Origin of the sequence: Mesorhizobium sp. WSM3879, from assembly GCF_002294915.1 — a bacterium.
Lineage (GTDB): Bacteria > Pseudomonadota > Alphaproteobacteria > Rhizobiales > Rhizobiaceae > Mesorhizobium.
On record NZ_NSFZ01000003.1, the window covers coordinates 60,108 to 82,708 of the forward strand.

The window sequence follows — 22,601 nt, forward strand, 5'->3', positions numbered from 1 at the left end:
CTCGTTGTCACTACTCCCCGATCACGCCAGCTATGTTTTGATCATAATCGACCAGCGAGCCGGTCATGACGCCGGCCTGCGGGCTGAGCATGTAGGTGATCAGCCGGGCGAGCTGCGCCGGCTTCACCAGCTGACCCATCGGCTGCGCGGCCTCGGCCTTTTCCAGCCAGTCGTCCGGCGCATCGTGCCACTTCTTCTGCACGATCGCCTCGCCCTCGGTGTCCATCCAGCCGGGCAGCACCGCGTTGCAGCGAATGCGGTTTTTCCGGTAGGAGCTGGCGACATTCTTGGTCAGCGTCATCAGCGCGCCCTTGCTGGTCGAATAGGGCGTCAGGAAGGACTGGCCGGCATGCGCCGACATCGACAGCACGTTGACGATCGAGCCCGGCGCCCTGCGCTCCAGGAGATGCGCGACGAGGCCCTGCATCAGGAAAAAGGGGCCGCGCACATTGGTGTCGAAGATCTGATCGAAAAGCTCTTCCGATGTCTCGACCAACGAGCCGCGGGCCGAAGTGGCGGCGGCGTTGACCAGCGCGTTTAAGGTGCCGAAATGCGCGAGCGCCGTTGCGACGGCGCGCTTGCAGTCGGCGACCTTGGCGACATCGGCGCTGATGAAGATGGCGTCGACACCGTTTTTCTTGAGCGCTGCGACCGCCTTGTCGCCCTTCTCCTGCGAGCGGCCGACCAGCGCCAGCGCGCGGCAACCCTCGTCGGCCAAGGCTTCCGCCACGGCGAAGCCGATGCCCTGCGCGCCGCCGGTGACGATGGCGCGCGTTTCTGAATTGCGACCGGCTAGACCGTTCATCGCTCTGCTCCTGTAATCGAATTCAAAACCTTCAGGCGACGCGGACGGTCTTGCCCGTCTTGGCAGACTCCAAGGCCGCATCCGCCAACTTCAAGGCGACCAGCCCGTCCTTGCCGCTCGGCGCCGCCTTCTTGCCGGCATTCGCGGCGGCGATGAAGGAAGCGATCTCGTTGGCGTAGGCTTCGATGTAGCGGGTCATGAAGAAATCGTGCAGCGGCGGGCGGGTGTAGCCCTTGTCATTGGCGAGCTCGATCGACACCGGCCGCTGATTCTCGGCCGCAACCATGCCCTTCGAGCCGTGCGCCTCGATGCGCTGGTCGTAGCCATAGGTGGCGCGGCGCGAGTTGGAGATGACGGCCTGCTTGCCGGACGCCGTTTCCAGAATGACGCTGACGGAATCGAAATCGCCCGCTTCGCCGATCTTCTTGTCGACCAGCACCGAGGCGTGCGCGCTGACCGCCACCGGCTCTTCGCCGAGCAGGAAGCGCGCCATGTCGAAATCATGGATGGTCATATCGCGAAAAATGCCGCCGGATCGCGCGATGTAGTCGAGCGGCGGCGCGCCCGGATCGCGCGAGGTGATGGTGACCATCTCGACATCGCCGATGGCGCCGTCGTCGATCGCCTTGCGGACGGCGGCGAAATGCGGGTCGAAGCGGCGGTTGAAGCCGACCATCAGCGTAGCGCCGGCCTTTTCGACCACGGCCAGGCACTGCTCGACGCGCTTGACGTCGAGGTCGATCGGCTTCTCGCAGAAGATCGCCTTGCCGGCCCTGGCGAAGCGCTCGATGAGGTCGGCATGAGTGTCGGTCGGCGTGCAGATGATGACGGCGTCGATGTCCTGGGCCTGCTCGATGGCGTCGATGCTGCGCACCTCGGCGCCATAGCCGGAGGCAAGCTCCGTCGCCGCTTTCTCGAAGGCGTCCGCCACGGCCACCAGCTTGGCCTGCGGGTTTGAGGCTACGGCGCGGGCATGCACCTTGCCGATACGGCCGGCGCCGAGAAGAGCGAAGCGGAGTGTCATGGAATGTCCTTTGAGGGTGGTTCTAAAACGTGTCCGCGCCGGCCGGCGCGGACGATTTGGTCTGGTCCCGTCGTGGCGCCTGGTCAGGCGGCCTGAAGCTCCGCCTGCCCGGTCTTGGCGCCGGTGATGTAAGCGACGATGTCGTTGCCGTCGGTGTCCTGCTTGCGCAAATTGGCGACGATGCGGCCGCGCCGGAAGACGACGATGCGGTCGACCAGGTCGAAGACCTGGCGCATGTTGTGGCTGATCAGGATCAGCGGCTCGCCGTTCTCCTTCAGCGTGCGGATGATGTTTTCGACCTGCGCCGTTTCCTGCACGCCGAGCGCTGCGGTCGGCTCGTCCATGATGATCAGCTTGGAGGCGAAGGTTGCGGTCCTGGCGATCGCCACGCATTGGCGCTGGCCGCCCGACATGTGGCGGATGGTGCTGGAAAGGTTCGGGATCTTCACCGCGGTGCGGATCAGCGCCGCCTCCGTCGCCCTGCGCATCGCCTTGCGGTCGAGAATCGAGAAGGGGCCGAGGTTGAAAAGCACCTTCTCCCGGCCGAGGAAGAGGTTTGACGGCACGTCGAGGTCGTCGGCCAGAGCCAGGTTCTGGAACACGGTCTCGATGCCGGCCTCGCGCGCCTCGATCGGGCCGGCGAAGTTCACTTCCTTGCCGTCGAACCAGATCTTGCCGTCGGTGCGCTGCTCGACGCCGGTGATCTGGCGCACGAAGGTCGACTTGCCGGCGCCGTTGTCGCCCATGATGGCGACATGCTCGCCCTTGCGCAGCTCGAAATTCGCCTCCTGCAGCGCGTGAACGCCGCCATAATGCTTGGTGAGGTTTTCGGTCTTCAGAACGATATCGGACATGGTCAAGCTCCTATCGCCCGGCGGCGCTGGCGCCATTGATCGAGAACGACTGCGCCGACAATGATCACGCCCTTGACCATCTCCTGGTAGTAGGCGTCGAGGCGCAGGAAGGTGAAGCCGGAAATGATAACGCCGAAGATCAGCGAGCCGATCACCGTGCCTATGATAGACCCGCGGCCGCCCGAGAGCGAGACGCCGCCGATGACCGCCATGGCGATGGCGTCGAGCTCGTACATCACGCCCATGCCGGCCTGGGCGGTGAGGTTCTTGGAGGAAAGCACCACCGCGGCGATCGAGGCGAGGATGCCGGCAATCACATAGACCAGCACCTTGTGGTTGGCGATCTTGATGCCGGACATGCGCGCGGCGTCCTCGTTGGAGCCAATGGCGTAACAATGCTTGCCGTATCGGGTGTAGCTCAGGACGAGCTGGAACAGGATCGCCAGTGAAATGAAGATGATGACCGGCATCAGCCCCTTGCCGATGGCCGCGAAGCTGTCGGTCGGGAACGAGATCGGTTGGCCCTTCGACCACCATTTGGCGATGCCGCGCGCCGTGACCATCATGCCGAGCGTGGCGATGAACGGCGGAATGCGGGTGTAGGCGATCAGGGCGCCGTTGATCAGGCCGGCAATCAGCCCGCAGCCGATCGCGACCAGAAGCGGCACGATGACCGGCAGGTCGGTCCATCCGTAGTCAATGAACATCGCCTTCGGGTTGGGATTGCCGTTGACGGTCGCAACCTGCGCGAAACTCATGGCGATCATGGCGGTGGCGCCTACGATCGAGCCCGAGGACAGGTCGATGCCGCCGCAGATGATGACCTGCGTGACGCCGATGGCGATGATGCCGACGATCGACACCTGCAGGATGATGATCTGCAGCCGCTGCTCGTTGAAGATAGCATCGACGTTATCGCGGGTGTTGAAGAGGAAGCTGTCGCCGAGGAAGACGCGGCCGATCAGCTCGAATGCGCCGACCAGGATGACCAGCGCCAGAAACACGTTGAACTCGGCAGGCCAGGGGCGCTTCTTGGCGTCATAGCTCAGCCCGCCAATGCCATGCGATGTCTGTGACACGTCTTCTTCCTCCGAATGACCGCGCCCGCTCTCCCGCCCGGTCGGGCGGGAGAAGGAAGGGAGCGACGCTGCTCTGTCTGCAGCCGATTTCAGCCAGCTCGATGCGTCGGAGCGCCGCTCCAGGGTTTGTCCTCACGCAAGTCCGTATGGAAAACTTCCCTGGAATTGCGTTGGCGCGACCTCAGTTCTTCTTCAGGAACTTGTCGATGTTCGCCGGCGTCACGAGCTGGAAGGGGATGTAGACCTTGCGCTCCACCTTCTCGCCCTTGGAGAGCTTCAGCGCCGCATCGAGCGCGCCCGCGCCTTGGCCAGCCGCATCCTGGAAGACCGTGACGTCGAGATCGCCCGCCTGCATCGCGGCCAGCGCGTCCTGGGTTGCGTCGACGCCGCCGACCACGACCGACTTCATGTCGATATTGGCGGCCTTCATCGCCTGGATGGCGCCGATGGCGCTTTCGTCATTGTTGGCGATGACGCCGTCGAACGGCTTGCCGGACGACAGCCAGTTGGTCATCAGGTTCTGCGCTTCGTCACGCTTCCAGTTCGAGGTCTGCTTGTCGATGATCTTGATGAAGTTGCAGTCCGGCGTGGCAATCACTTCATCGATATCCTTGGTGCGCTGCACCGCCGCCTGATTGGAAAGCTCGCCCATGATCACATAGACATTGGCTTCCTTCTTGCCGGCTTCCTTGAACAGCCGGCAGATTTCCTTGGTCTCGAGCGTGCCGGACTCGGCCTCATTGGACGCGACGAAAGCCTGGTTGTCGGGCAGCTTGTCGACATTGACCGGCTCGCGGTTGACATAGACCAGCGGGATCTTGGCCGCGGCCGCCGCATCCGACATCGCCTGGGTGGCCGAAGTGTCGACCGGGTTGACGATGATCGCGTCGACGCCGGAAGCGGCGAAGTTCTTGATCTGGTCGAGCTGCTTGGCCACGTCGTTCTGCGCGTCCTCGACCTGCAGTTCGACGCCGTCCATGCCCTTGGCCTGGGCGATCATGCCGTTGCGCAGCACGGTCAGGAAATTGTCGTCGAAAAGAGCCATCGAGACGCCGATCTTGGCGGCGAAGGCGGACGAACACATCAGCGCCGAAAGCGCGACGCCCAAAAGCAGTTTCTTCATTTTAGTTTCTCCTCCACTTGGTGTCCGGCTGCACCGATTGAACCGGAATCCCCGATGTTACCGGGGAATCTCTCCCATGGCCCTTCCGGCGGCGTTTTCCTCGCATAATGGAACGCCTGGTCCTCTGTTTGAAACAGATGTTCCGGAACGAAAGAACCAAAATACCCAGTTGGTGAAATATTTATTCCATTTCGCTTGCAGCCGTCAAGGGAGATTCGAAATGGACGTGCCGGTTTTTCGATGGAGGCAAGCGTGCAGCGCCCTCGCGGCCGGGCATGCAAACGTTCTGCGGCGGACTTCCGGGCGATTTCACGGCGCGAAAGAATTCCATCAGCCTGATGGATCACATCATTCCGACGGGAGGCGGCTTAGATGTTTTCCGGCAGATAGATGTCGAAGGGGAGAAAAGTCTGGCCGGGCGCATTGGCGGCGCCGGTCTCGATGGCATGCGCCATCAGCCCGACAAGCTCGCGGCAGAGCGCCGCCAGCGGGGTCGAGATCACCATGGTCAGGATGTTGTCGGCAAGTGCCGCGCGCGACTCCGCATTGATCTCGTTGCAGACGACCACCGGCATATGCGCCGGCTTCGCCGCCCTCAACGCCGCGACCGCGCCCTCCATGCCGCCGCCAGCGACGTAGCAGCCGGCAAGGTCGGGATGCCGAGCCAGAAGCTCGAGCATCGCATCATGCGTCACCTGGTTGGCCTCCAGGTTGACCAGCGTCTCCATCACAGTGAAATCCGGCGCATGCTCGCGAAAATAGGAACGGAAGCCGATCTCGCGCAGCTCGTGACCATGAAAACGGTGGCTGCCGACGAAAAGCGCGACCTTGCCTGGCTTGCTGGCGGCCTTTGCGATCATCCAGGCCGCGGTGCGTCCGACCTTGCGGTTGTCGAGCCCGACATAGCCTTCACGGATGCCGGCGGCGAAGTCGGAGAGCAGCGAAAAGACCGGCTGCCCTCGCGCCTTCAGCGCCTCGACCACCGCCGTCAGGGTGGGATGGTCCGGACCGACCACGGCGATGGCCCTGGATTTCGCCGCCAGCTTGCGCATCTGGGCGGCGATCTCATCGGGCGCCAGCGAAGCGGCGAAGTCGATCGTCGCAGTGCCCCGGAAACGTTGCGATTGCGAGACCGCAAGCTCCAGCTCGCGCGCGAAATCGCCGTAGAAAACGTCATTGCCGCGCAGCAGCAGGAAGCCGAGACGATATTCGGGCAACTCCTGGCGCATGCGCTGCCTGATCAGGCCAGCGGCGTGATAGCCGATGTCGGTCGCCGCCTCGTAGACGCGACGCGCCGTCTCCTCGCGCACCGGCAGGCGATTGTTCAACACCCGGTCGACCGTGGCGACGCTGAAGCCTGAAACGCGCGCGAGATCGGTGATTGTCGGCCGCTTTGCCATGAGTGCTCCATCGCTTGCCCGACTCAGATTAGCCCAATCTGATAGAAAATGATAGAATCTATCTTTGTGACATTGAGGCTATCATGACTTGGCGCTATGGTGAAGTCGAAGCCAGCCATGGGCGAGGCGCGGCATTGCCGAGGGCCATTCGCCAGGTGCTGATGGAGGACCCCGCAATGACGGCAATCACGTCTCCGGCGCCGTCCGGACGCGACTACAGCCTGACCGGCCGCGACGCCAAGCGCGCGGTCGAGAACGGTCTTTCGGCGGCCCAGTGGTACCACACCGACATCCCGCGCAAGCAGATGAAGGAGCTGATGCAGCGCTCCGACCAGCCCGCTATCCGCGACACCATCATCTGGCTCGGTGCGCTGATCCTCAGTGGCGCGGGCGGCGCTTGGTTCTGGGGCAGCTGGTGGTGCGTACCGTTCTTCTTGGTCTATGGCACGCTCTACGGTTCCTCGACCGACTCCCGCTGGCACGAATGCGGCCACGGCACGGCCTTCCGCACCCAATGGATGAACGATGCGGTCTACCAGCTCGCCTGCTTTATGATCATGCGCAATCCGGTGACCTGGCGCTGGAGCCATACACGCCACCACACCGACACCATCATCGTCGGCCGCGACCCGGAGATCGCCGTCATGCGACCGCCGGACCTTTTGCGCGTTGTGCTGAATTTTTTCGGCGTGCTCGATGCTTGGCATGCGATGACCGACATGGTGCGCAATGCCGCCGGCGTCATCAGCGCCGCAGAACAGACCTTCATCCCGGAACAGGAGCAGCCCAAGGCCATCCGCATCGCCCGTATTTGGCTCGCCATCTATGTCGCGACCATCGCGCTGGCGCTCTATCTGCATTCATGGCTGCCGCTGATGCTCGTCGGCCTGCCCCGCCTCTACGGCGCCTGGCACCACGTCATGACCGGGCTGCTGCAGCATGGCGGGCTGGCCGACAATGTCATCGACCATCGGCTGAACAGCCGCACCGTCTACATGAACCCGATCAGCCGGTTCATCTACTGGAACATGAACTACCATGTGGAGCACCACATGTTCCCGATGGTGCCCTACCACGCGCTGCCCAAGCTGCATGAGCTGATCAAGCACGATTTGCCGGCGCCGACGCCGTCGATCCTGGCCGGCTACCGCGAGATGATCCCCGCCTTCCTGCGCCAGCTGCGCAACGAGGACTACTTCCTCAAGCGCGAGCTGCCGCCGACGGCAAAGCCCTACCGGGAAGAGCTGCACAACAATCCGGTAGCGGCCGCGGCCGAGTGACCGGATCCGACACAACCGACTACGAAGAATTTCGCCGGAGGACGACATGAGCGACTGGGTCGAGGCCTGCGCGGCCGGAGACATCGACGAGGAGGACGTAATGCGGTTCGATCACGCCGGCCGCACCTACGCCATCTATCGCAGCCCGGAGGACGAGTATTACGCGACCGACGGCCTGTGCTCGCATGAGAAGGTGCATCTGGCCGACGGGCTGGTGATGGACGACATCATCGAGTGTCCAAAACACAATGGCCGCTTCAACTACAAGACCGGCGACGCGCGCGGGGCGCCGGTCTGCGTCAATCTCAAGACCTATCCGGTCAAGGTCGACGCCGGCAAAGTCCTCATTCAGCTTGGGTGAAGCATGGCGGGAGGAATGGTCATCATCGGCGCCGGCGAGTGCGGCGGTCGTGCCGCGCTTACCCTGCGCGACCTTGGTCATGAAGGGCCGGTGACGCTGGTCGGCGACGAGCCGCATCTGCCCTATGAACGGCCGCCGCTGTCAAAGGAGACGATGACCAGCGAGGCGCCCCTCATCAAGGCGATCGCCAGCGACGAGCTTCTGGCCGAACGCTCGATCCGCCACATCCATTCCGTTCGGGCCGTCGCGATCGACCGCGCCGCGCATCTCGTGCGCCTCTCCGACGGCTCTTCGTTTGCCTATGACAAGCTGCTGCTGGCGACCGGGTCCGTGCCGCGCATGCTGCCGATGCCTGGTCTGGGCGGCCGCTGCGTTTATCTCAGGACCTTCAACGACGCGCTCGCCATCCGCGCCCATCTCAAGCCGGAGAACCGCGTCGCCATCATCGGCGGCGGTTTCATCGGCCTCGAGCTTGCCGCTTCGGCGCGCAAGCTAGGCGCAACGGTCACGGTGCTCGAGGCGCAGCCGCGCATCCTGATGCGCGGCGTGCCGGCCGAGGTCGCGGAAAACATTCATAAGGCGCATGAGGCCCAAGGCGTGAAGGTGCTTACCGGCCAAGGCATCACGGCGATTGTCGATGACGGCACGCAAGTTCGCATCACGCTTGCCGACAGGCAGGACATCGTCGCCGATCTTGCCGTGATCGGCATCGGCGCGGTGCCGGTGACGGCGCTCGCCGCCGAAGCAGGACTTGCGATCGACAACGGTATCGCCGTCGATGAGAACCTTTGCACCGCGGATCCGGATGTTTTTGCCGCCGGCGACTGCTGCTCGTTCCCGCTCGCCGTCTATGGCGGTCGGCGCGTGCGGCTGGAAGCCTGGCGCAACGCGCAGGAGCAGGGCGCGCTCGCCGCGAAGAACATGCTGGGCGCCAACGAGGCGCATGCCGCGGTGCCGTGGTTCTGGTCGGATCAATATGGGCTCACGCTGCAGATCGCCGGGCTTTCGGACGAAGGCCGCTCGACCGTACGGCGCGACCTCGACGACGGCGCCTTCATTCTGTTCCACCTGGCCGAGGACGGCAGGCTGGTCGCCGCCAGCGGCATCGGGCCCGGCAATGCGGTGGCGCGCGACATTCGGCTGGCCGAGATGCTGATCGCCAAGCGGGCGACGCCCGCGCCTGAGGCGCTCGGCTCGCAATCGGTCAAGCTGAAGTCGCTGCTGGCGGCATAGACCCGAATAACCGAGGGGTTTACGGACATGGCACGCAACAGACCGACCGTCGCCGATTTGCAATCGCTCAAGGGCAAGCGGCAGCTTTCGAAGCTGCGTGTTTTCTCGCTGGAGGAGGCCGAGGCCGCCGAGCGTGCCGGCCTCGACATCATCTCGGTTCCCTATGACCTTATCTTCGATCCGCGTTTTCGCGACGCCGCGCCCACCTGCTTCGCCATTCCCGGCGACGAACGCATCAAGATGGGCGCAACCACCGACGAGATCCTGCGCATGGCGGTGAAGCTGCGCGCGGCCAGCGCCGACGCCATGTATTGCTCGGCCAGCCTGCAGACCATCCGCCGGCTGCGCGACGAGCATATTCCGGTCTGCGGCCATGTCGGGCTGATCCCGGCGCATGCCACCTGGACGGGCGGCTTCAGGGCGGTCGGCAAGACGGCCGAAAGTGCCGCCTTCGTCTGGAAGCAGGTCAAGGACCTTGAAGCCGCCGGCGCCTTCGCCGCCGAGATCGAAGTTGTGCCGGCCCCGGTTGCAAGCGCGATCTCGCGGCGTACATCGCTGATCATGATCTCGATGGGCGCCGGCGCCGGCTGCGATGCGCAATATCTGTTCGCGGAAGACGTGCTCGGCAGCAATCGCGGCCATTATCCGCGCCATGCCAAGCGGTACCGCGACTTCGCGGCGGAATTCAACCGCCTGCAGACCGAGCGCGTCGCGGCCTTCCGCGAATATGCCGACGATATCCAGTCGGGCGCCTATCCAGAGCCGCGGCACATGGTCGAGGCGGATGCCGACGAAATGCGCAAGTTCGAGGCGTTTCTCGCCTCGGAAGGCTACTGAGCCACCCGGGTCAGCCGGCTAGAACAGCGTCTTCAGCTCGTCCAGCTTGTCGTTGACCAGCCAGCCGTAATAATTCTCCTCGGGCAGCTTTTCCGGTTCCCCGGCAGCGCGACGCTTCTCGTTCTCCTCCTCCAACGCATAGGCGCGCTGCTCGGGGTTGCCGACATTGTAGAGCGTGGCGGTCAGGCCCGGATTGTGCGAGATGTCGAAGCCGGCGATGCTATTGTAGGCGTCGATCGACTTCCTGATGGTCGCAGCGACGTAAGGCAGCGTGAGGTCGGGATCCATGATGGTCTTGTAGACCGTGTTCGGATCATTGACGTCGAGCTCGGGCAGGCCGGAGACCTTGTGCACGAGATCGCTCATCTGCAGCGCCGTCAGCGGGTTGAGCTGGCCGAGTCCGAAAGTCTGGCCGGCATAGTAGGGCTGGAAGAAAGTGGCTCCGAAGCGGTCGTTGGGGAAGCTGGTCCCGCCGACGGTCTTGCCACGGAAGGAATGGTTCCACACCTGCTCGCGGCATTCCCAAAGATCGTAGCTGTCGGTTATGCCGGCGCATTTCTGGAATTGCGGCCGCTCAACGAAATCGCTGACGTCCTCCCCTTCATAAGCAAAGGTGAGCTTGCTCGACAGGTATGACATTGCCTTGACGTAATAGGTCTGCAGCCGATCATAGGCGTCGACATTGTAGGTGTGCTCGCCGACGATAGCGCCGACGATGTGCATCGGATCGATGTCGTAGGCGGCTGCCACTTTCCGGATCTTGGCGCGCAGCTCGGCATCGTTCTGCAAGAGCGCGTAGACCTTGCGATACTTGGCCTGGAAGCTGGTGTTGGTGGCCTGAGTGCGCCGGCTGGAAGCGCCCGGAATATCCGGCTGCACGCTGTTGCGATTGCCCGGCGGCACCATGGTCGCCGCGTTTGCCGTTGCCATCGCCGCGGCCAATGCCAGCCCAACAAAAAGAAGTATGCGTTTCTTCATCCACCGCCGCCTTCAAGTCGGCGGCAAACTAGGTAAAGCGCGTGGGAGAGTCGAGACGAGGCAAGCTTCCGACGGGACGAAAGGTGGCCAGATGGTACCATCTGGCCACACATCGCCGGGCTCGCCCGTTAGAGGATGAACCGTGACAGGTCGGTGTTGCGCGAGAGATCGCCGACATGCTTCTGCACGTAGTCGGCATCGATGGTGACCGCCGTGCCGTGGCGGTCCGGCGCGTCGTAGGAAATCTCGTCCAGCACCCGCTCCATCACCGTCTGCAGGCGTCTGGCGCCGATATTCTCGACATTGGCGTTGAGGTCGACGGCAATGCCGGCGAGCGAATCGATGGCGTCGTCGGTGAAGGCCAACTCGACGCCTTCGGTCTTCATCAGCGCAATATACTGCTTGATGAGGCTGGCCTCCGTTTCGGTGAGGATGCGGACGAAATCCTGCTTCTCCAGGGCACGCAACTCGACCCGGATCGGCAAGCGGCCCTGCAGCTCCGGAAGCAGGTCCGAAGGCTTGGAGACGTGGAACGCGCCCGAGGCGATGAAAAGAATATGGTCCGTCTTGATCGGCCCGTACTTCGTCGCAACGGTGGTGCCTTCAACCAGCGGCAGCAGATCGCGCTGAACGCCTTCACGTGAGGGACCGCCCGAAATGTCGCTCCTGGCCGCGATCTTGTCGATCTCGTCGAGGAACACGATGCCGTCATTCTCCGTCGATTCCAGCGCCTGGCGAACCACCTCGTCCTGGTCGAGCAGCTTGTCGGACTCGTCATTGATCAGTAGCGCGTAGGATTCCTTCACCGTCGTCTTGCGGGTCTTGGTCTTCCTGCCGCCCATCGCCTTCGACAGCATGTCGTTGATGTTGAGCACGCCGATATTGGCGCCCGGCATGCCGGGGATCTCGAAGCCCGGCATACCGCCGGTGCCGGTGTCCGCCACCTCGATCTCGATCTCCTTGTCGTCGAGCTCACCGTCGCGCAGCCGCTTGCGGAAGCTGTCGCGCGTGGCCGGGCTCGCGGTCTTGCCGACCAAAGCTTCGAGCACGCGCTCTTCGGCATTGATGTGAGCGCGCGCCTTGACGTCCTCGCGCATCTTCTCGCGCGTCAGCCCGATGGCGACCTCGACGAGATCGCGCACGATCTGCTCGACGTCGCGGCCGACATAGCCGACCTCGGTGAACTTGGTGGCCTCGACCTTGACGAAAGGCGCGCCGGCCAGCCGCGCCAGCCGGCGCGAGATCTCGGTCTTGCCGACGCCGGTCGGGCCGATCATCAGGATGTTCTTGGGCATCACCTCTTCACGCATCTGGCCCTCCAGCTGCTGGCGGCGCCAGCGGTTGCGCAAGGCGATCGCCACGGCGCGCTTGGCGTCTTTCTGGCCGATGATGAAGCGGTCGAGTTCCGAAACGATTTCGCGGGGAGAAAAGGTGCTCATATTACTCAAATTCCACTTTGCCACTGCCTGATGGACTCGAACGGATGCAGCAGCATGATCACGTTGAGTGTCAGATTGTCCCGGATGATGTAGCCCGTGCCGAATTCGAAAATGAGCGCCAGAGCCACGATCACCAATATAGGGAGCTTTCGCGCCGTCACAAATCCGAGCGCCATGAACAGCGTGTCGGACACCGAATTGATGATGCTGTCGCCGTAATAGTTGAGGGAGATAGTGCCGGCGCGGTAGCGGTCGATGATGAAGGGGCTGTTCTCCAGGAGTTCCCAGCCGCCTTCGATGAGGACGGCGAAAGCCAGCCTCAGCCCGACGGGCGAGCGCGGGAACAGAGCCCAGGCCAGCGCATAGAACAGGAAGCCGTGGATGATGTGCGAGAAGGTGTACCAGTCGGCGATGTGCTGGGAATTCTCCGAGCTGTTCACCACACCATGCCAGAGCTTGACGTAGCCGCAGGTGCAGATCGGCGGATGGCCCATGCCGTAGAGAATGCCGGCCTGGAAAACGACGAGAGCCAGCACCAGCAACAGCCCCATGCGCCAGCTGTCTTCATAGGCCGACAGCGTCTTGTCTCCCCCGGATGCGGTCATTGTGATCAGTCCCCCTCTTGTTGGTCGCTTTCGGCCGCATCGACGGCCATCAGCACGACGTCCCCATATTCCGAATGCCTGCGGCCGATCGGCCTGAAGCCGGCCTTTTCATAGGCGCGGATGGCGCGGCCATTGCCGGGATGCGGATCGATGACGACGCGCGGCGCGCCTTCCTCGAACAGTTCCGCGACGAACTGGCGGACGATGGCCGAGCCGTGGCCGATGCCGACCAGGTCCGGCGGCCCGATCGACAGATCGATACCCAGCGTGCCGAATGGCTGGTCGGCGTAAGGATGGTCGTCCTCGAGATGCGGATCGTAGCTCTGCAGATAGGCGATCGGCCTGCCGCCCAATTCGACGATCAGCGGCTCCACCGAAACCGACCCGATATGCTCGCGTATCTCGGCGATCTCCTTTTCCGGATCGCCCCACCATTCGGCGATATGCGGCTCGGCAAGCCAGCGGGCGATCATCGGCAGATCCTTTTGGGTGACCGGCCGAAAATCGTAGCTGTCTTCCTGTTCGACCATGATCTGTTCCAGAAGCCGATTCCCATTTTTCGGGATCATGGCCGGCCGCCTAGGCGGCATCGAGCGTTTCGACGACGAAGCTGCTGTTGGTGTAGACGCAGATATCGGCGGCGATCTGCATCGCCCTGCGGGCGATCTCCTCGGCGTCCTTGTCGGTGTCCATCAGCGCGCGGGCGGCGGCGAGCGCGTAGTTGCCGCCGGAGCCGATGGCCATGACGCCATGTTCTGGCTCGAGCACGTCACCGGTGCCGGTCAGCGCCAGCGAGACCGACTTGTCGGCGACCAGCATCATCGCTTCCAGGCGCCGCAGATAGCGGTCGGTGCGCCAGTCCTTGGCGAGCTCGACGCAGGCGCGGGTCAGTTGGTCAGGATATTGTTCGAGCTTGGCTTCGAGGCGTTCGAGGAGAGTGAAGGCGTCGGCGGTTGCGCCAGCAAAACCGGCAATGACACTGCCGCCCTTGCCGATGCGGCGCACCTTGCGTGCATTGCCCTTCATGATGGTCTGGCCAAGGCTGACCTGGCCGTCGCCGGCGATGACAACCTTGCTGCCCTTGCGCACGGTGACGATGGTCGTGGCGTGCATGGTCAGTTCATTCGACATTTCCTGCTCCGAGTCGCGCTATCCCTCAAAGGCGATTGGCGCGGTACGAGTGACTTTGATCGGCCATATGTATGCATAGGGCGAGTGATTGCAAACCGTCCGCGGCAAGGCCGATACAGTCCGGAATGGCAACTGGCAATCGCCGGATCATGCTGATAGAAGGCTCTCGTTTTCAAGCCCGCGCCTCTGAACAGGACAGACTGATGCCGCCCCGTTCCGCAGAAATCAGCCGCAAGACCAAGGAAACCGAGATTTCCGTATCGGTCCATGTCGACGGCACGGGTAAATCCGACATTTCGACGGGTGTCGGCTTCTTCGACCACATGCTCGATCAGCTGTCGCGCCATTCGCTGATCGACATGACGATCGAGGCCAAAGGCGATCTTCACATCGACGACCATCACACGGTCGAGGATACCGGCATTGCCATCGGCCAGGCGCTGAGCAAGGCTTTGGGGGAGCGGCGCGGCATTATGCGCTATGCCTCGATCGACCTGGCCATGGACGAGACGCTGACCCGGGCGGCGATCGACGTTTCCGGCAGGCCGTTCCTGGTCTGGAACGTTTCCTTCTCGTCGCCGAAGATCGGCACATTCGACACCGAGCTGGTGCGCGAATTCTTCCAGGCGCTGGCGCAGAATGCCGGCATAACGCTGCATGTGACCAACCACTACGGCGCCAATAATCATCATATTGCGGAAACCTGCTTCAAGGCCGTGGCCAGGGCGCTGCGCGTGGCGCTGGAGCCTGACCCGCGCCAGCCCGATGCGGTGCCGTCCACCAAGGGATCCCTGAAAGGATAACCCTATGGCCATCTATGTCGTGATGGAGCCGCCTGCGGGGGGCAACGAGAAGGACGCCGCCTTGGTGCGCGACAGCTTCACCTGGCTCGGCTTCCTGTTCTCGCCGATCTGGCTCGCCTGGCACCGCCTCTGGATCGAGGCCCTGCTCACCTTCGCGGCCATGGCGGCGTTGTCCATGCTCGGCGAGAAACTAAGGCTTGAATGGGCTGGATCGGCGCTCTCGCTGCTGGTGTCGCTCTATATCGGCTTCGAAGGCCAGGCCCTGCGGATCGCGGCGCTCCGCCGCCGCGGCTGGCGGGAATGGGGCGTCGTCGAGGCCGGCAGGCTCGGCGATGCCGAGGTCAGTCACGCGCTCGAAGCCAGCGAGCGCACGCAGGAACAGGCGCCGATGCCGCACATCGTGCCCGACACCAACCTGGCGCGGCCGGCGCAGACGGGCATGGCGCTGGGGCTGACCCATACGCCGGGAAGGCCCTGACATGCGGGTAGCGATCATCGACTATGGGTCGGGCAATCTGCGCTCGGCCACCAAGGCCTTCGAGCGCGCCGCGCATGAGGCGGGCATCGCAGCGACCATCGATCTCACGGCCGACGCCGAGCGGGTGCGCAGCGCCGACCGTATCGTCCTGCCGGGCGTCGGCGCCTATGCCGACTGCGCTGCCGGCCTGCATGCCGTCACCGGCATGTGGGAAGCGGTGGAAGAGGCGGCGCTTCGCAAAGGGCGGCCGTTCCTCGGCATCTGCGTCGGCATGCAATTGATGTCGGAACGCGGGCTGGAAAAGACCGTCACCGAGGGTTTTGGCTGGATTGCCGGCGACGTCAAGGAAATCACGCCGAAGGATCCGGCACTAAAGATCCCGCAGATCGGCTGGAACACGATCGAGCTCGCGCGCAAGCATCCGCTGTTTTCGGGCATCGAGACCGGTCCGAAAGGGCTGCACGCCTATTTCGTCCATTCCTACCACCTGGAGGCGAGGAACCCGGCCGAGGTGCTGGCGACGGCCGACTATGGCGGGCCGGTGACGGCGGCCGTTGCCCGCGACAACTTTGCCGGCACGCAGTTCCATCCCGAGAAAAGCCAGGCGCTCGGCTTGGCGCTGATCACCAATTTCCTGAATTGGAGGCCCTGAATGAGCAAGAAGGGCTACTGGATCGCCATGATCGATGTCCGCGACCCGGACACCTACAAGAAATACATCGAGGCCAACGCGAAGGCCTTCGCCAAATTTGGCGCGAAGTTTGCTGTTCGGGCCGGCCGCCATACCGACCCGGAGGGGGCAACGGGAAACCGCCATGTCGTGGTGGAGTTCGATTCTTACGACAGGGCGCTCGCCTGCTATCAGTCGCCCGAGTACCAGGAAGCCTTGAAATTCCAGCTGGCGGCATCGACCGGCCACTTCGCCATCGTCGAGGGCGCTTGATCGTGATCCTGTTTCCGGCAATAGACCTCAAGGACGGCAAATGCGTGCGCCTGAAGCACGGCGACATGGCAACCGCCACCATCTACAACGATGACCCGGCGGCCCAGGCACGAGCCTTCGAAGAGCAAGGCTTCGAATGGCTGCACGTCGTCGACCTCAACGGCGCCTTCAAGGGACAGAGCGTCAATTCCGCGGCGGTCGGCGCCATCCTCAAGGCGACGAAGAACCCGGTGCAGCTCGGCGGGGGCATCCGCACGCTGGCGCAGATCGAGGACTGGCTGGACCGCGGGCTGGCGCGAGTCATCCTCGGGACCGTGGCGGTGCGGGAGCCCGAACTGGTGAAGGAGGCATGCAGGACCTTTCCCGGCAAGGTAGCGGTCGGCATCGACGCCAAGGGCGGCAAGGTGGCGGTCGAGGGCTGGGCCGAAGCCTCGGAACTCGGCGTCATCGAATTGGCGAGGAAGTTCGAAGGCGCGGGCGTGGCCGCCATCATTTACACCGACATCGACCGCGACGGCGTGCTCTCCGGCATCAACTGGGATGCCACCATCGACCTTGCCGAGGCGGTGTCGATCCCGGTGATCGCTTCCGGCGGATTGGCCTCCATCGCCGACATCGTGCGCATGACCATGCCCGATGCGAAGCGCCTGGAGGGTGCGATCTCCGGTCGCGCGCTCTATGACGGGCGCATCGACCCGGCGGAGGCGCTCGCCATCCTGCGCGGCAACAACGCGGAGGCACGAGCGTGAACATCTCGATCATCCTGGCGTCCTATGACAGCGGCCACTTTCACGGCCGCTGTGGCCAAGGCCCCGATGCGCTGATCTCCGGCGGGCTGGCCGAGGCGCTGAAGCTTGCCGGTCACGACGTCGAGGTGCGCGACATCGGCAAGGTCGTCGAGGACGAGCAGGAGCGCGAGATCGGCACGGGATTTGCCGTCTGCAACGTCGTTTCGGGCGAGGTCCGCATCGCGCTGGACAACGGCCGCTTCCCCATCGTTCTGGCCGGCAACTGCCTGACCAGCGCGGGCGCGGTTGCGGGCGAAGGCGCGGATGCCATCATCTGGGCCGACCAGCATGGCGACCTCAACACGCCGGAAACCTCCACCTCCGGCTTTCTCGACGGCATGGCGCTGGCAACGGCGCTTGGATTGTGTTGGCGGCGCATGGCGGCGCAGATTCCCGGCTTCAAGCCGATCGAGCCGGCCCGCTGTGTCCTGGTCAACGCACGCGACCTCGATACCGCCGAGAAAGAGCTTTTGGAGAAGCTGCCGATCATCCGCACCGAGTGTCCGGACTGGGCAGTGGCCGCGGCGAAGCTGAAGGCCACGGGTGCCGAGCGCATTCACATGCATGTCGACCTCGACGTGCATGATCCGGAAACGCTGCAGGCCAATCGTTACGCAACGCTCGGCGGCCCGGCGCCGGAGCAGGTCCGCACCGCGATGTGCGGCTTTGCCGGCCCGCTCAGCATCGCCGGACTTACTATTTCCGCCTACGATCCGGCGTTCGACCCGAAGGGCGAGGTGCCGCCGCAGGTCGGCGAGCTGGTGGTCGACCTTTTGTCGACCATGGAGGGGCGCTGATGCTGAAAGCCCGCGTCATTCCCTGTCTCGACGTCAAGAACGGCCGCGTGGTCAAGGGCGTCAATTTCGTCGACCTGGTCGATGCCGGCGATCCGGTCGAGGCGGCGAAGGCCTATGATGAGGCGGGCGCCGACGAGCTCTGCTTCCTCGACATCACCGCATCGTCCGACAATCGCGAGACGATCTTCGACGTGGTCGCCCGCACGGCCGAACAATGTTTCATGCCGCTGACCGTCGGCGGCGGCGTGCGCCAGGTGGCCGACATCCGAAGGCTGCTTCTGGCCGGCGCCGACAAAGTATCGATCAATACGGCGGCGGTGAAGAACCCGGATTTCGTCGCGGAGGCCGCGGACAAGTTCGGCAACCAGTGCATCGTCGTCGCCATCGACGCCAAGAAAGTATCGGCTGCCGGCGAGGCCGACCGCTGGGAGATCTTCACGCATGGCGGGCGCGAGAAGACCGGCATCGACGCGGTCGAGTTCGCCAAGAAGATGGTCGATCGCGGCGCCGGCGAGATCCTGCTGACCTCGATGGACCGCGACGGCACCAAGGCCGGCTACGATATCGCGCTGACCCGCGCGATCGCCGATGCCGTGCGTGTGCCGGTCATCGCTTCGGGCGGCGTCGGCACGCTTGATCACATGGTGGAAGGCATCCGCGATGGCCATGCCGGCGCCGTGCTTGCCGCCTCGATCTTTCATTTCGGCACCTACACCATCGCCGAGGCCAAGGCACATATGGCGAGCGCCGGCCTGCCGATGCGGCTGGACTCGACCGTTCATCGGACTTAAACCACTGCTATGGCTCAATTTTCGCTCGCCGAGCTGGAAACGATAATCCATCAGCGCGCCCATTCCGGCGACCCGGAGTCATGGACGGCGAAACTGTTCGCCAAGGGCATGGACAAGGCGGCGCAGAAGCTCGGCGAGGAAGCGGTCGAGGCCGTGATCGCCGCCGTTCGCGGCGACAGGCAGGCCCTCGTTTCGGAAAGCGCCGATCTTCTATATCATTGGCTGGTAGTCCTCGGCATCGCGGGCATTCCGCTGCAGGACGTGCTGAAGGAGCTCGAGGGCCGTACCGGCCGCTCGGGCGTCGCCGAAAAGGCGTCCCGGCCCCGGGGCTGACCGCTAAAGACGGATAGAGCATGATGTCGTCCGAAAACCGTTCCACACTTTTCGGCATCATGCTCTAGGAGGGCAGGAGACTCGATGGACCAGCTTGCTCCGACCGAGAAATACTCCCCCTTTCGTTTCTTCTCGGCCGAGCAATGGTCACAGTTCCGCGCCGACACGCCGCTCACGCTGACCGAGGACGAGATCGACCGGCTGCGTTCGCTCAACGACCCGGTCGACCTCGAAGAGGTCAAGCGCATCTATCTTTCGCTTTCCCGTCTGCTTTCGGCGCATGTCGAGGCGAGCCAGCTGCTGTTCAGGCAGCGCCAGGCCTTCTTCAACGCGCAGGACGTCGTCAAGACGCCGTTCATCATCGGCATCGCCGGCTCGGTCGCCGTCGGCAAATCGACCACCGCTCGCGTGCTCAAGGAACTGCTGGCGCGCTGGCCGTCGAGCCCGAAGGTCGATCTCATCACCACCGACGGCTTCCTCTTGCCGAACGAGATCCTGCGCCGCAACAATCTGATGGAGCGCAAGGGCTTTCCAGAAAGCTACGACGTCGGCGCCCTGCTCCGCTTCCTGTCCGGCATCAAGTCGGCGCAGCGCGACGTCCGGGCCCCGGTCTACTCGCACCTGACCTACGACGTCATTCCGGGCGAGTTCGTCACCATCGACAGGCCGGACATTTTGATCTTCGAAGGCATCAATGTTTTGCAGCCGGGCAAGCTGCCGAAGGACGGCAAGATCGTGCCGTTCCTGTCGGATTTCTTCGACTTCGCCATCTATATCGATGCCGACGAGAAGCTGATCCACCAGTGGTACACCCAGCGCTTCATGCGACTGCGCGAGACTGCCTTCCGCAACCCGGACTCCTTCTTCCACCGCTATTCACAGCTGTCGGAGGATGCCGCCCGCGCCATCGCCGAGGGCCTGTGGAGCAACATCAACCTGAAGAACCTGCGCGAGAACATCCTGCCGACCAGGGCGCGCGCCGACCTCATCCTGCGCAAAGGCGCCAACCACCTGGTCGAAGAGGTGGCATTGCGGAAACTCTGATCGAATCCAGCGGACCGGCGCCTAAAGCGCATGGCCTGGCGCCGATTCAAGCGACGCGTTTTCAAATTAGTCTTTGTTCTTAGCCGGCGGCAGCTTCGATAAGGAGCCGGGTCTCAGCAGACCGTAGCGGCCGCCACGGGACGGTTGACGGCTCCGACCGGCATGGTCGGCACGAGGCGACGGTCGGCGGGGATCAGCTTGCGAGCGACGACGTAAATCACAGACACGACGACGACGGCTACATAGCTGTCTATTGCATAGTGCCATGCCAGATAGACCGAGCTGACAGCAACAAAGGCTACGTAGAGCAGAGCGAAGACGCCGAGCAGGCGGCTGTATTCGCGCACGAATAATGCATTGAGCATCGCAAGGCCGACGTGAACGCTGGGAAACGCCGAGATACCCGTGGCAAAACCGGTCTGCTTGGCCTCATACAGCGACCATAGATACTGCTGGTAGGCGGCAGCGGAGTTGCTCGACCCAGCCCCGCGGGCCAGGAATGCAAGCTGTTCACCAAACCGCGCCGTGTCTCCCGTGACCGCGCCGTAAAATGCCGGACCCGCCGAGAGGAACAGCGCCGCCAGGATGTTCCCGACAACAATCCAGACTGCCATAAAGCAGGCGAGATAGCGCGTTCGGACCGATGCCACCATGGGCGATGTCGCTACGAAGAACAACCCGACGAAATTCAGCAAAAACCAGAAGACGTTGTAGTTCCATTCTATTATGGCGCGCACCAGATCACTTTCGGCCACGGAGTAGAGCCAGCGCCACGGATCGGCGCCCAAATGGAGGAAAGCGTCGATGTCCGCGTGCAGGACATCGAATTGAAAACCGCCTTGCCAGGCTGACATTCCGTTCTTCACGGACGTGAAATTGCCCTGAAAGATCATGAGCGCCATCAGAAGGCACAATCCCGATAGCGAGTATGCCAACCGCCCGGTCGAAAACACTCTTTTCGCAGCCAAACGTCGCCGGGAATTGAAGCGATGTACAATGAGAATTGCGTCGGCAAGGATTGCTATTGTGGGCAGTGCGAAGCCATTGAGAGAAATCCAGGACCCGAAATATATCGAGAACGCGAGGCGGTCGGCCGCGCCAATCGCGTTCAGAAAGATCAGCCCGGCCAAAACATAAATGACGATGGCCAGATAGAGGCCCGAATCCCTGCGAACAAGTTGGGCTGCCTCCGTGACGATTGCCCACAGGCCGCGGAGGACCGAATAGCTTTCCCTCATTGCCGAGCCCCAAGCTGCAATAGCTGCCCGTCTTTATGAGGAAAACTTCTAGATTTCGTTAGCTTGCGGGCACGGTTACCCGCCGCAGCGTCAGATTGATACGGCCGCCACTCCTCAACAGCGCCGAGGTCGCTGGGTAGATGCGGTCAACGCCGTGGAAACAGAGGCGTCCCTCCCCGCCAAGCACGACGACATCGCCGCTCTTCAGCCTGAACGACTTGGTGCCGCCTTCGCGCGTGGTGTGACCGACCCGAAACAGGCAGTCGTCGCCGAGCGACACCGAAACGACGGGTGCTGCGAAATCCTGCTCGTCGCGGTCCTGGTGCAGGCCCATCTTGGCCTCGCTCGAATAGAGATTGACGAGGCAGGCTTCCGGCGGATGCGGATAGGCCGACACCTCGCGCCACACTTTTAGCAGGGCTTCGGGAATCGGCGGCCAGGGCTCGCCTGTCACCGGGTGCATCGGCTGGTAGCGATAGCCGCGCTCGCGGTCGGTCACCCAACCGAGCGCGCCGCAATTGGTCATGCGCACGCTCATCTCCTTGCCGGTGCGCGGCATGGCCGGCACATAAAGCGGCGCCGCCTGCACGACGCGCCTGATCTCCTCGACCAGCGCTTCCTGCTCCATGCGCGGCAGATAGCCCGGCATATGGCGAACGCCCTTGGGCAGAACGAGCATGGCATTCGATCCGATCAGTTCGTCCGAGCATGCCACCGGCAGAACGGCTTCGCGACCCGAAAGCGGCCGTCGTCGGATGTCGGCCCCTAGTCGCTTTCAACCCGGCCGCGCAGCTTCTTCACCGTCGAGCGCCCGGCCTTGGTCTTGAGGCGCCGCTCGACGGCGCCCTTTGAAGGCTTCGTCTTCTTGCGCGGCGGCGGCGGCGGCTCGGCCGCCTTGGCGACCAGTGCCGTCAACCTGGCTCGCGCGTCGGCGCGATTCTGTTCCTGAGTGCGGAAGCGCCCGGCCTCGATGACGATGACGCCATCCTTGGTTGCGCGCTGGCCGGCGAGCTTGATGGCGCGCTCCCGCACCCGCTCCGACAGGCCCGGCGCATTGGCGGCGTCGAAGCGCAGCTGGACGGCGGTCGCCACCTTGTTGACGTTCTGGCCGCCCGGGCCGGAAGAGCGGATGAAATCCTCGTGCAGGTCGTCCGGATGGATGACCGCGTCACTGGCGATGATGATCCTGTCGTCGGCATTCATGCGCACAGTCATGGCGCGGCGGCGGGAAAAAGAA

The 22,601-nt window shown here is 63.5% G+C and carries 27 protein-coding genes; 13 read left to right on the forward strand and 14 right to left on the reverse strand.

Annotated features, from left to right (window positions below):
* Positions 1-10 precede the first annotated feature (10 nt).
* The 6 genes from CK218_RS06830 to CK218_RS06855 all read right to left on the reverse strand — a co-directional run bounded on the left by CK218_RS06830 (position 11) and on the right by CK218_RS06855 (position 6,285).
* Positions 11-805 carry an SDR family oxidoreductase gene (locus CK218_RS06830; protein WP_067002874.1) on the reverse strand — a complete coding sequence of 265 codons (795 nt, stop codon included), beginning with the start codon at positions 803-805 and terminating at the stop codon, positions 11-13.
* Positions 806-836: 31 nt separating this feature from the next.
* Positions 837-1,829 carry an inositol 2-dehydrogenase gene (gene iolG / locus CK218_RS06835; RefSeq protein WP_095827261.1) on the reverse strand — a complete coding sequence of 331 codons (993 nt, stop codon included), beginning with the start codon at positions 1,827-1,829 and terminating at the stop codon, positions 837-839.
* Positions 1,830-1,912: 83 nt separating this feature from the next.
* Entirely contained in the window at positions 1,913-2,683 is a 771-nt protein-coding gene (locus tag CK218_RS06840) for an ATP-binding cassette domain-containing protein (protein WP_067003269.1), read from the reverse strand.
* Positions 2,684-2,685: 2 nt separating this feature from the next.
* The gene (locus CK218_RS06845) at positions 2,686-3,762 is read right to left on the reverse strand and encodes an ABC transporter permease (RefSeq protein WP_067323903.1); all 1,077 of its coding nucleotides are present in this window, start codon (positions 3,760-3,762) and stop codon (positions 2,686-2,688) included.
* A 181-nt stretch (positions 3,763-3,943) separates the two neighbouring features.
* Positions 3,944-4,885, reverse strand: a complete 942-nt coding sequence (locus tag CK218_RS06850; protein ID WP_067002877.1) for a sugar ABC transporter substrate-binding protein — start codon at positions 4,883-4,885, stop codon at positions 3,944-3,946.
* 368 nt (positions 4,886-5,253) lie between these two features.
* On the reverse strand, positions 5,254-6,285 hold the full coding sequence (locus tag CK218_RS06855; RefSeq protein WP_095799066.1) for a LacI family DNA-binding transcriptional regulator: 1,032 nt from the start codon (positions 6,283-6,285) through the stop codon (positions 5,254-5,256).
* Positions 6,286-6,461: 176 nt separating this feature from the next.
* On the opposite strand from CK218_RS06855, the gene CK218_RS06860 reads away from it, so the two are divergent.
* From CK218_RS06860 to CK218_RS06875, 4 genes are read left to right on the forward strand one after another with little or no spacing between them, the layout of a single operon-like run.
* Complete coding sequence (locus tag CK218_RS06860) at positions 6,462-7,565, forward strand: fatty acid desaturase family protein (protein ID WP_095827542.1); 1,104 nt, start codon at positions 6,462-6,464, stop codon at positions 7,563-7,565.
* A 46-nt stretch (positions 7,566-7,611) separates the two neighbouring features.
* The gene (locus tag CK218_RS06865) at positions 7,612-7,926 is read left to right on the forward strand and encodes a MocE family 2Fe-2S type ferredoxin (protein ID WP_067002880.1); all 315 of its coding nucleotides are present in this window, start codon (positions 7,612-7,614) and stop codon (positions 7,924-7,926) included.
* 15 nt (positions 7,927-7,941) lie between these two features.
* On the forward strand, positions 7,942-9,159 hold the full coding sequence (locus CK218_RS06870) for an FAD-dependent oxidoreductase (protein ID WP_245434940.1): 1,218 nt from the start codon (positions 7,942-7,944) through the stop codon (positions 9,157-9,159).
* A gap of 27 nt (positions 9,160-9,186) precedes the next feature.
* Positions 9,187-9,996, forward strand: a complete 810-nt coding sequence (locus CK218_RS06875; RefSeq protein WP_095827263.1) for a 3-methyl-2-oxobutanoate hydroxymethyltransferase — start codon at positions 9,187-9,189, stop codon at positions 9,994-9,996.
* A gap of 18 nt (positions 9,997-10,014) precedes the next feature.
* Here the strand turns inward: CK218_RS06875 and CK218_RS06880 are convergent, their stop codons facing one another.
* From CK218_RS06880 to hslV, 5 genes are all read right to left on the reverse strand, one after another.
* The gene (locus CK218_RS06880) at positions 10,015-10,974 is read right to left on the reverse strand and encodes a DUF1402 family protein (protein ID WP_067323893.1); all 960 of its coding nucleotides are present in this window, start codon (positions 10,972-10,974) and stop codon (positions 10,015-10,017) included.
* Positions 10,975-11,102: 128 nt separating this feature from the next.
* The gene (gene hslU, locus CK218_RS06885) at positions 11,103-12,413 is read right to left on the reverse strand and encodes an ATP-dependent protease ATPase subunit HslU (RefSeq protein WP_067323891.1); all 1,311 of its coding nucleotides are present in this window, start codon (positions 12,411-12,413) and stop codon (positions 11,103-11,105) included.
* 5 nt (positions 12,414-12,418) lie between these two features.
* Positions 12,419-13,018, reverse strand: coding sequence for a DUF2585 domain-containing protein (locus CK218_RS06890; protein WP_095827264.1), 600 nt, complete (start codon positions 13,016-13,018; stop codon positions 12,419-12,421).
* 5 nt (positions 13,019-13,023) lie between these two features.
* Positions 13,024-13,548, reverse strand: a complete 525-nt coding sequence (locus CK218_RS06895; RefSeq protein ID WP_095782370.1) for a GNAT family N-acetyltransferase — start codon at positions 13,546-13,548, stop codon at positions 13,024-13,026.
* Between the two features lie 49 nt (positions 13,549-13,597).
* A complete protein-coding gene (gene hslV, locus CK218_RS06900) occupies positions 13,598-14,149 on the reverse strand; it encodes an ATP-dependent protease subunit HslV (protein WP_067002895.1) in 552 nt (183 codons plus the stop codon).
* Positions 14,150-14,352: 203 nt separating this feature from the next.
* On the opposite strand from hslV, the gene hisB reads away from it, so the two are divergent.
* From hisB to coaA, 9 genes are all read left to right on the forward strand, one after another.
* Positions 14,353-14,952, forward strand: a complete 600-nt coding sequence (gene hisB / locus CK218_RS06905; RefSeq protein ID WP_095782136.1) for an imidazoleglycerol-phosphate dehydratase HisB — start codon at positions 14,353-14,355, stop codon at positions 14,950-14,952.
* Between the two features lie 4 nt (positions 14,953-14,956).
* A complete protein-coding gene (locus CK218_RS06910; protein ID WP_095827265.1) occupies positions 14,957-15,430 on the forward strand; it encodes a DUF2628 domain-containing protein in 474 nt (157 codons plus the stop codon).
* 1 nt (position 15,431) lies between these two features.
* Positions 15,432-16,082, forward strand: a complete 651-nt coding sequence (hisH, locus tag CK218_RS06915) for an imidazole glycerol phosphate synthase subunit HisH (RefSeq protein WP_095827266.1) — start codon at positions 15,432-15,434, stop codon at positions 16,080-16,082.
* A complete protein-coding gene (locus CK218_RS06920) occupies positions 16,083-16,373 on the forward strand; it encodes a DUF1330 domain-containing protein (RefSeq protein ID WP_095827267.1) in 291 nt (96 codons plus the stop codon).
* 2 nt (positions 16,374-16,375) lie between these two features.
* The gene (hisA, locus tag CK218_RS06925; protein WP_095776890.1) at positions 16,376-17,122 is read left to right on the forward strand and encodes a 1-(5-phosphoribosyl)-5-[(5-phosphoribosylamino)methylideneamino]imidazole-4-carboxamide isomerase; all 747 of its coding nucleotides are present in this window, start codon (positions 16,376-16,378) and stop codon (positions 17,120-17,122) included.
* Entirely contained in the window at positions 17,119-17,958 is an 840-nt protein-coding gene (locus CK218_RS06930) for an arginase family protein (RefSeq protein WP_067002904.1), read from the forward strand. The genes hisA and CK218_RS06930 overlap by 4 nt, the downstream gene beginning before the upstream one ends.
* On the forward strand, positions 17,955-18,749 hold the full coding sequence (gene hisF / locus CK218_RS06935; RefSeq protein ID WP_179294462.1) for an imidazole glycerol phosphate synthase subunit HisF: 795 nt from the start codon (positions 17,955-17,957) through the stop codon (positions 18,747-18,749). The genes CK218_RS06930 and hisF overlap by 4 nt, the downstream gene beginning before the upstream one ends.
* A gap of 9 nt (positions 18,750-18,758) precedes the next feature.
* Positions 18,759-19,082, forward strand: coding sequence for a phosphoribosyl-ATP diphosphatase (locus CK218_RS06940; RefSeq protein ID WP_095827269.1), 324 nt, complete (start codon positions 18,759-18,761; stop codon positions 19,080-19,082).
* An 84-nt stretch (positions 19,083-19,166) separates the two neighbouring features.
* Positions 19,167-20,126, forward strand: a complete 960-nt coding sequence (gene coaA / locus CK218_RS06945) for a type I pantothenate kinase (RefSeq protein WP_067002907.1) — start codon at positions 19,167-19,169, stop codon at positions 20,124-20,126.
* 113 nt (positions 20,127-20,239) lie between these two features.
* Here the strand turns inward: coaA and CK218_RS06950 are convergent, their stop codons facing one another.
* The 3 genes from CK218_RS06950 to arfB form a co-directional block, all read right to left on the reverse strand.
* Positions 20,240-21,364, reverse strand: a complete 1,125-nt coding sequence (locus tag CK218_RS06950; RefSeq protein ID WP_095827270.1) for a phosphatase PAP2 family protein — start codon at positions 21,362-21,364, stop codon at positions 20,240-20,242.
* A 58-nt stretch (positions 21,365-21,422) separates the two neighbouring features.
* Positions 21,423-22,043 carry an alpha-ketoglutarate-dependent dioxygenase AlkB gene (locus CK218_RS06955; protein WP_095827543.1) on the reverse strand — a complete coding sequence of 207 codons (621 nt, stop codon included), beginning with the start codon at positions 22,041-22,043 and terminating at the stop codon, positions 21,423-21,425.
* A gap of 86 nt (positions 22,044-22,129) precedes the next feature.
* The gene (arfB, locus tag CK218_RS06960) at positions 22,130-22,567 is read right to left on the reverse strand and encodes an alternative ribosome rescue aminoacyl-tRNA hydrolase ArfB (protein WP_067002912.1); all 438 of its coding nucleotides are present in this window, start codon (positions 22,565-22,567) and stop codon (positions 22,130-22,132) included.
* Positions 22,568-22,601: the final 34 nt, after the last annotated feature.

What these genes read in the sequence shown, in the direction of transcription:
- CK218_RS06830 (WP_067002874.1), bottom strand. Translation starts at nt 805, where the DNA reads ATGAACGGTCTAGCCGGTCGCAATTCAGAAACGCGCGCCATCGTCACC.
- iolG (WP_095827261.1), bottom strand. Translation starts at nt 1,829, where the DNA reads ATGACACTCCGCTTCGCTCTTCTCGGCGCCGGCCGTATCGGCAAGGTG.
- CK218_RS06840 (WP_067003269.1), bottom strand. Translation starts at nt 2,683, where the DNA reads ATGTCCGATATCGTTCTGAAGACCGAAAACCTCACCAAGCATTATGGC.
- CK218_RS06850 (WP_067002877.1), bottom strand. Translation starts at nt 4,885, where the DNA reads ATGAAGAAACTGCTTTTGGGCGTCGCGCTTTCGGCGCTGATGTGTTCG.
- CK218_RS06855 (WP_095799066.1), bottom strand. Translation starts at nt 6,285, where the DNA reads ATGGCAAAGCGGCCGACAATCACCGATCTCGCGCGCGTTTCAGGCTTC.
- CK218_RS06860 (WP_095827542.1), top strand. Translation starts at nt 6,462, where the DNA reads ATGACGGCAATCACGTCTCCGGCGCCGTCCGGACGCGACTACAGCCTG.
- CK218_RS06865 (WP_067002880.1), top strand. Translation starts at nt 7,612, where the DNA reads ATGAGCGACTGGGTCGAGGCCTGCGCGGCCGGAGACATCGACGAGGAG.
- CK218_RS06870 (WP_245434940.1), top strand. Translation starts at nt 7,942, where the DNA reads ATGGTCATCATCGGCGCCGGCGAGTGCGGCGGTCGTGCCGCGCTTACC.
- CK218_RS06875 (WP_095827263.1), top strand. Translation starts at nt 9,187, where the DNA reads ATGGCACGCAACAGACCGACCGTCGCCGATTTGCAATCGCTCAAGGGC.
- CK218_RS06880 (WP_067323893.1), bottom strand. Translation starts at nt 10,974, where the DNA reads ATGAAGAAACGCATACTTCTTTTTGTTGGGCTGGCATTGGCCGCGGCG.
- hslU (WP_067323891.1), bottom strand. Translation starts at nt 12,413, where the DNA reads ATGAGCACCTTTTCTCCCCGCGAAATCGTTTCGGAACTCGACCGCTTC.
- CK218_RS06890 (WP_095827264.1), bottom strand. Translation starts at nt 13,018, where the DNA reads ATGACCGCATCCGGGGGAGACAAGACGCTGTCGGCCTATGAAGACAGC.
- CK218_RS06895 (WP_095782370.1), bottom strand. Translation starts at nt 13,548, where the DNA reads ATGGTCGAACAGGAAGACAGCTACGATTTTCGGCCGGTCACCCAAAAG.
- hslV (WP_067002895.1), bottom strand. Translation starts at nt 14,149, where the DNA reads ATGTCGAATGAACTGACCATGCACGCCACGACCATCGTCACCGTGCGC.
- hisB (WP_095782136.1), top strand. Translation starts at nt 14,353, where the DNA reads ATGCCGCCCCGTTCCGCAGAAATCAGCCGCAAGACCAAGGAAACCGAG.
- CK218_RS06910 (WP_095827265.1), top strand. Translation starts at nt 14,957, where the DNA reads ATGGCCATCTATGTCGTGATGGAGCCGCCTGCGGGGGGCAACGAGAAG.
- hisH (WP_095827266.1), top strand. Translation starts at nt 15,432, where the DNA reads ATGCGGGTAGCGATCATCGACTATGGGTCGGGCAATCTGCGCTCGGCC.
- CK218_RS06920 (WP_095827267.1), top strand. Translation starts at nt 16,083, where the DNA reads ATGAGCAAGAAGGGCTACTGGATCGCCATGATCGATGTCCGCGACCCG.
- CK218_RS06940 (WP_095827269.1), top strand. Translation starts at nt 18,759, where the DNA reads ATGGCTCAATTTTCGCTCGCCGAGCTGGAAACGATAATCCATCAGCGC.
- coaA (WP_067002907.1), top strand. Translation starts at nt 19,167, where the DNA reads ATGGACCAGCTTGCTCCGACCGAGAAATACTCCCCCTTTCGTTTCTTC.
- CK218_RS06950 (WP_095827270.1), bottom strand. Translation starts at nt 21,364, where the DNA reads ATGAGGGAAAGCTATTCGGTCCTCCGCGGCCTGTGGGCAATCGTCACG.
- CK218_RS06955 (WP_095827543.1), bottom strand. Translation starts at nt 22,043, where the DNA reads ATGCTCGTTCTGCCCAAGGGCGTTCGCCATATGCCGGGCTATCTGCCG.
- arfB (WP_067002912.1), bottom strand. Translation starts at nt 22,567, where the DNA reads ATGAATGCCGACGACAGGATCATCATCGCCAGTGACGCGGTCATCCAT.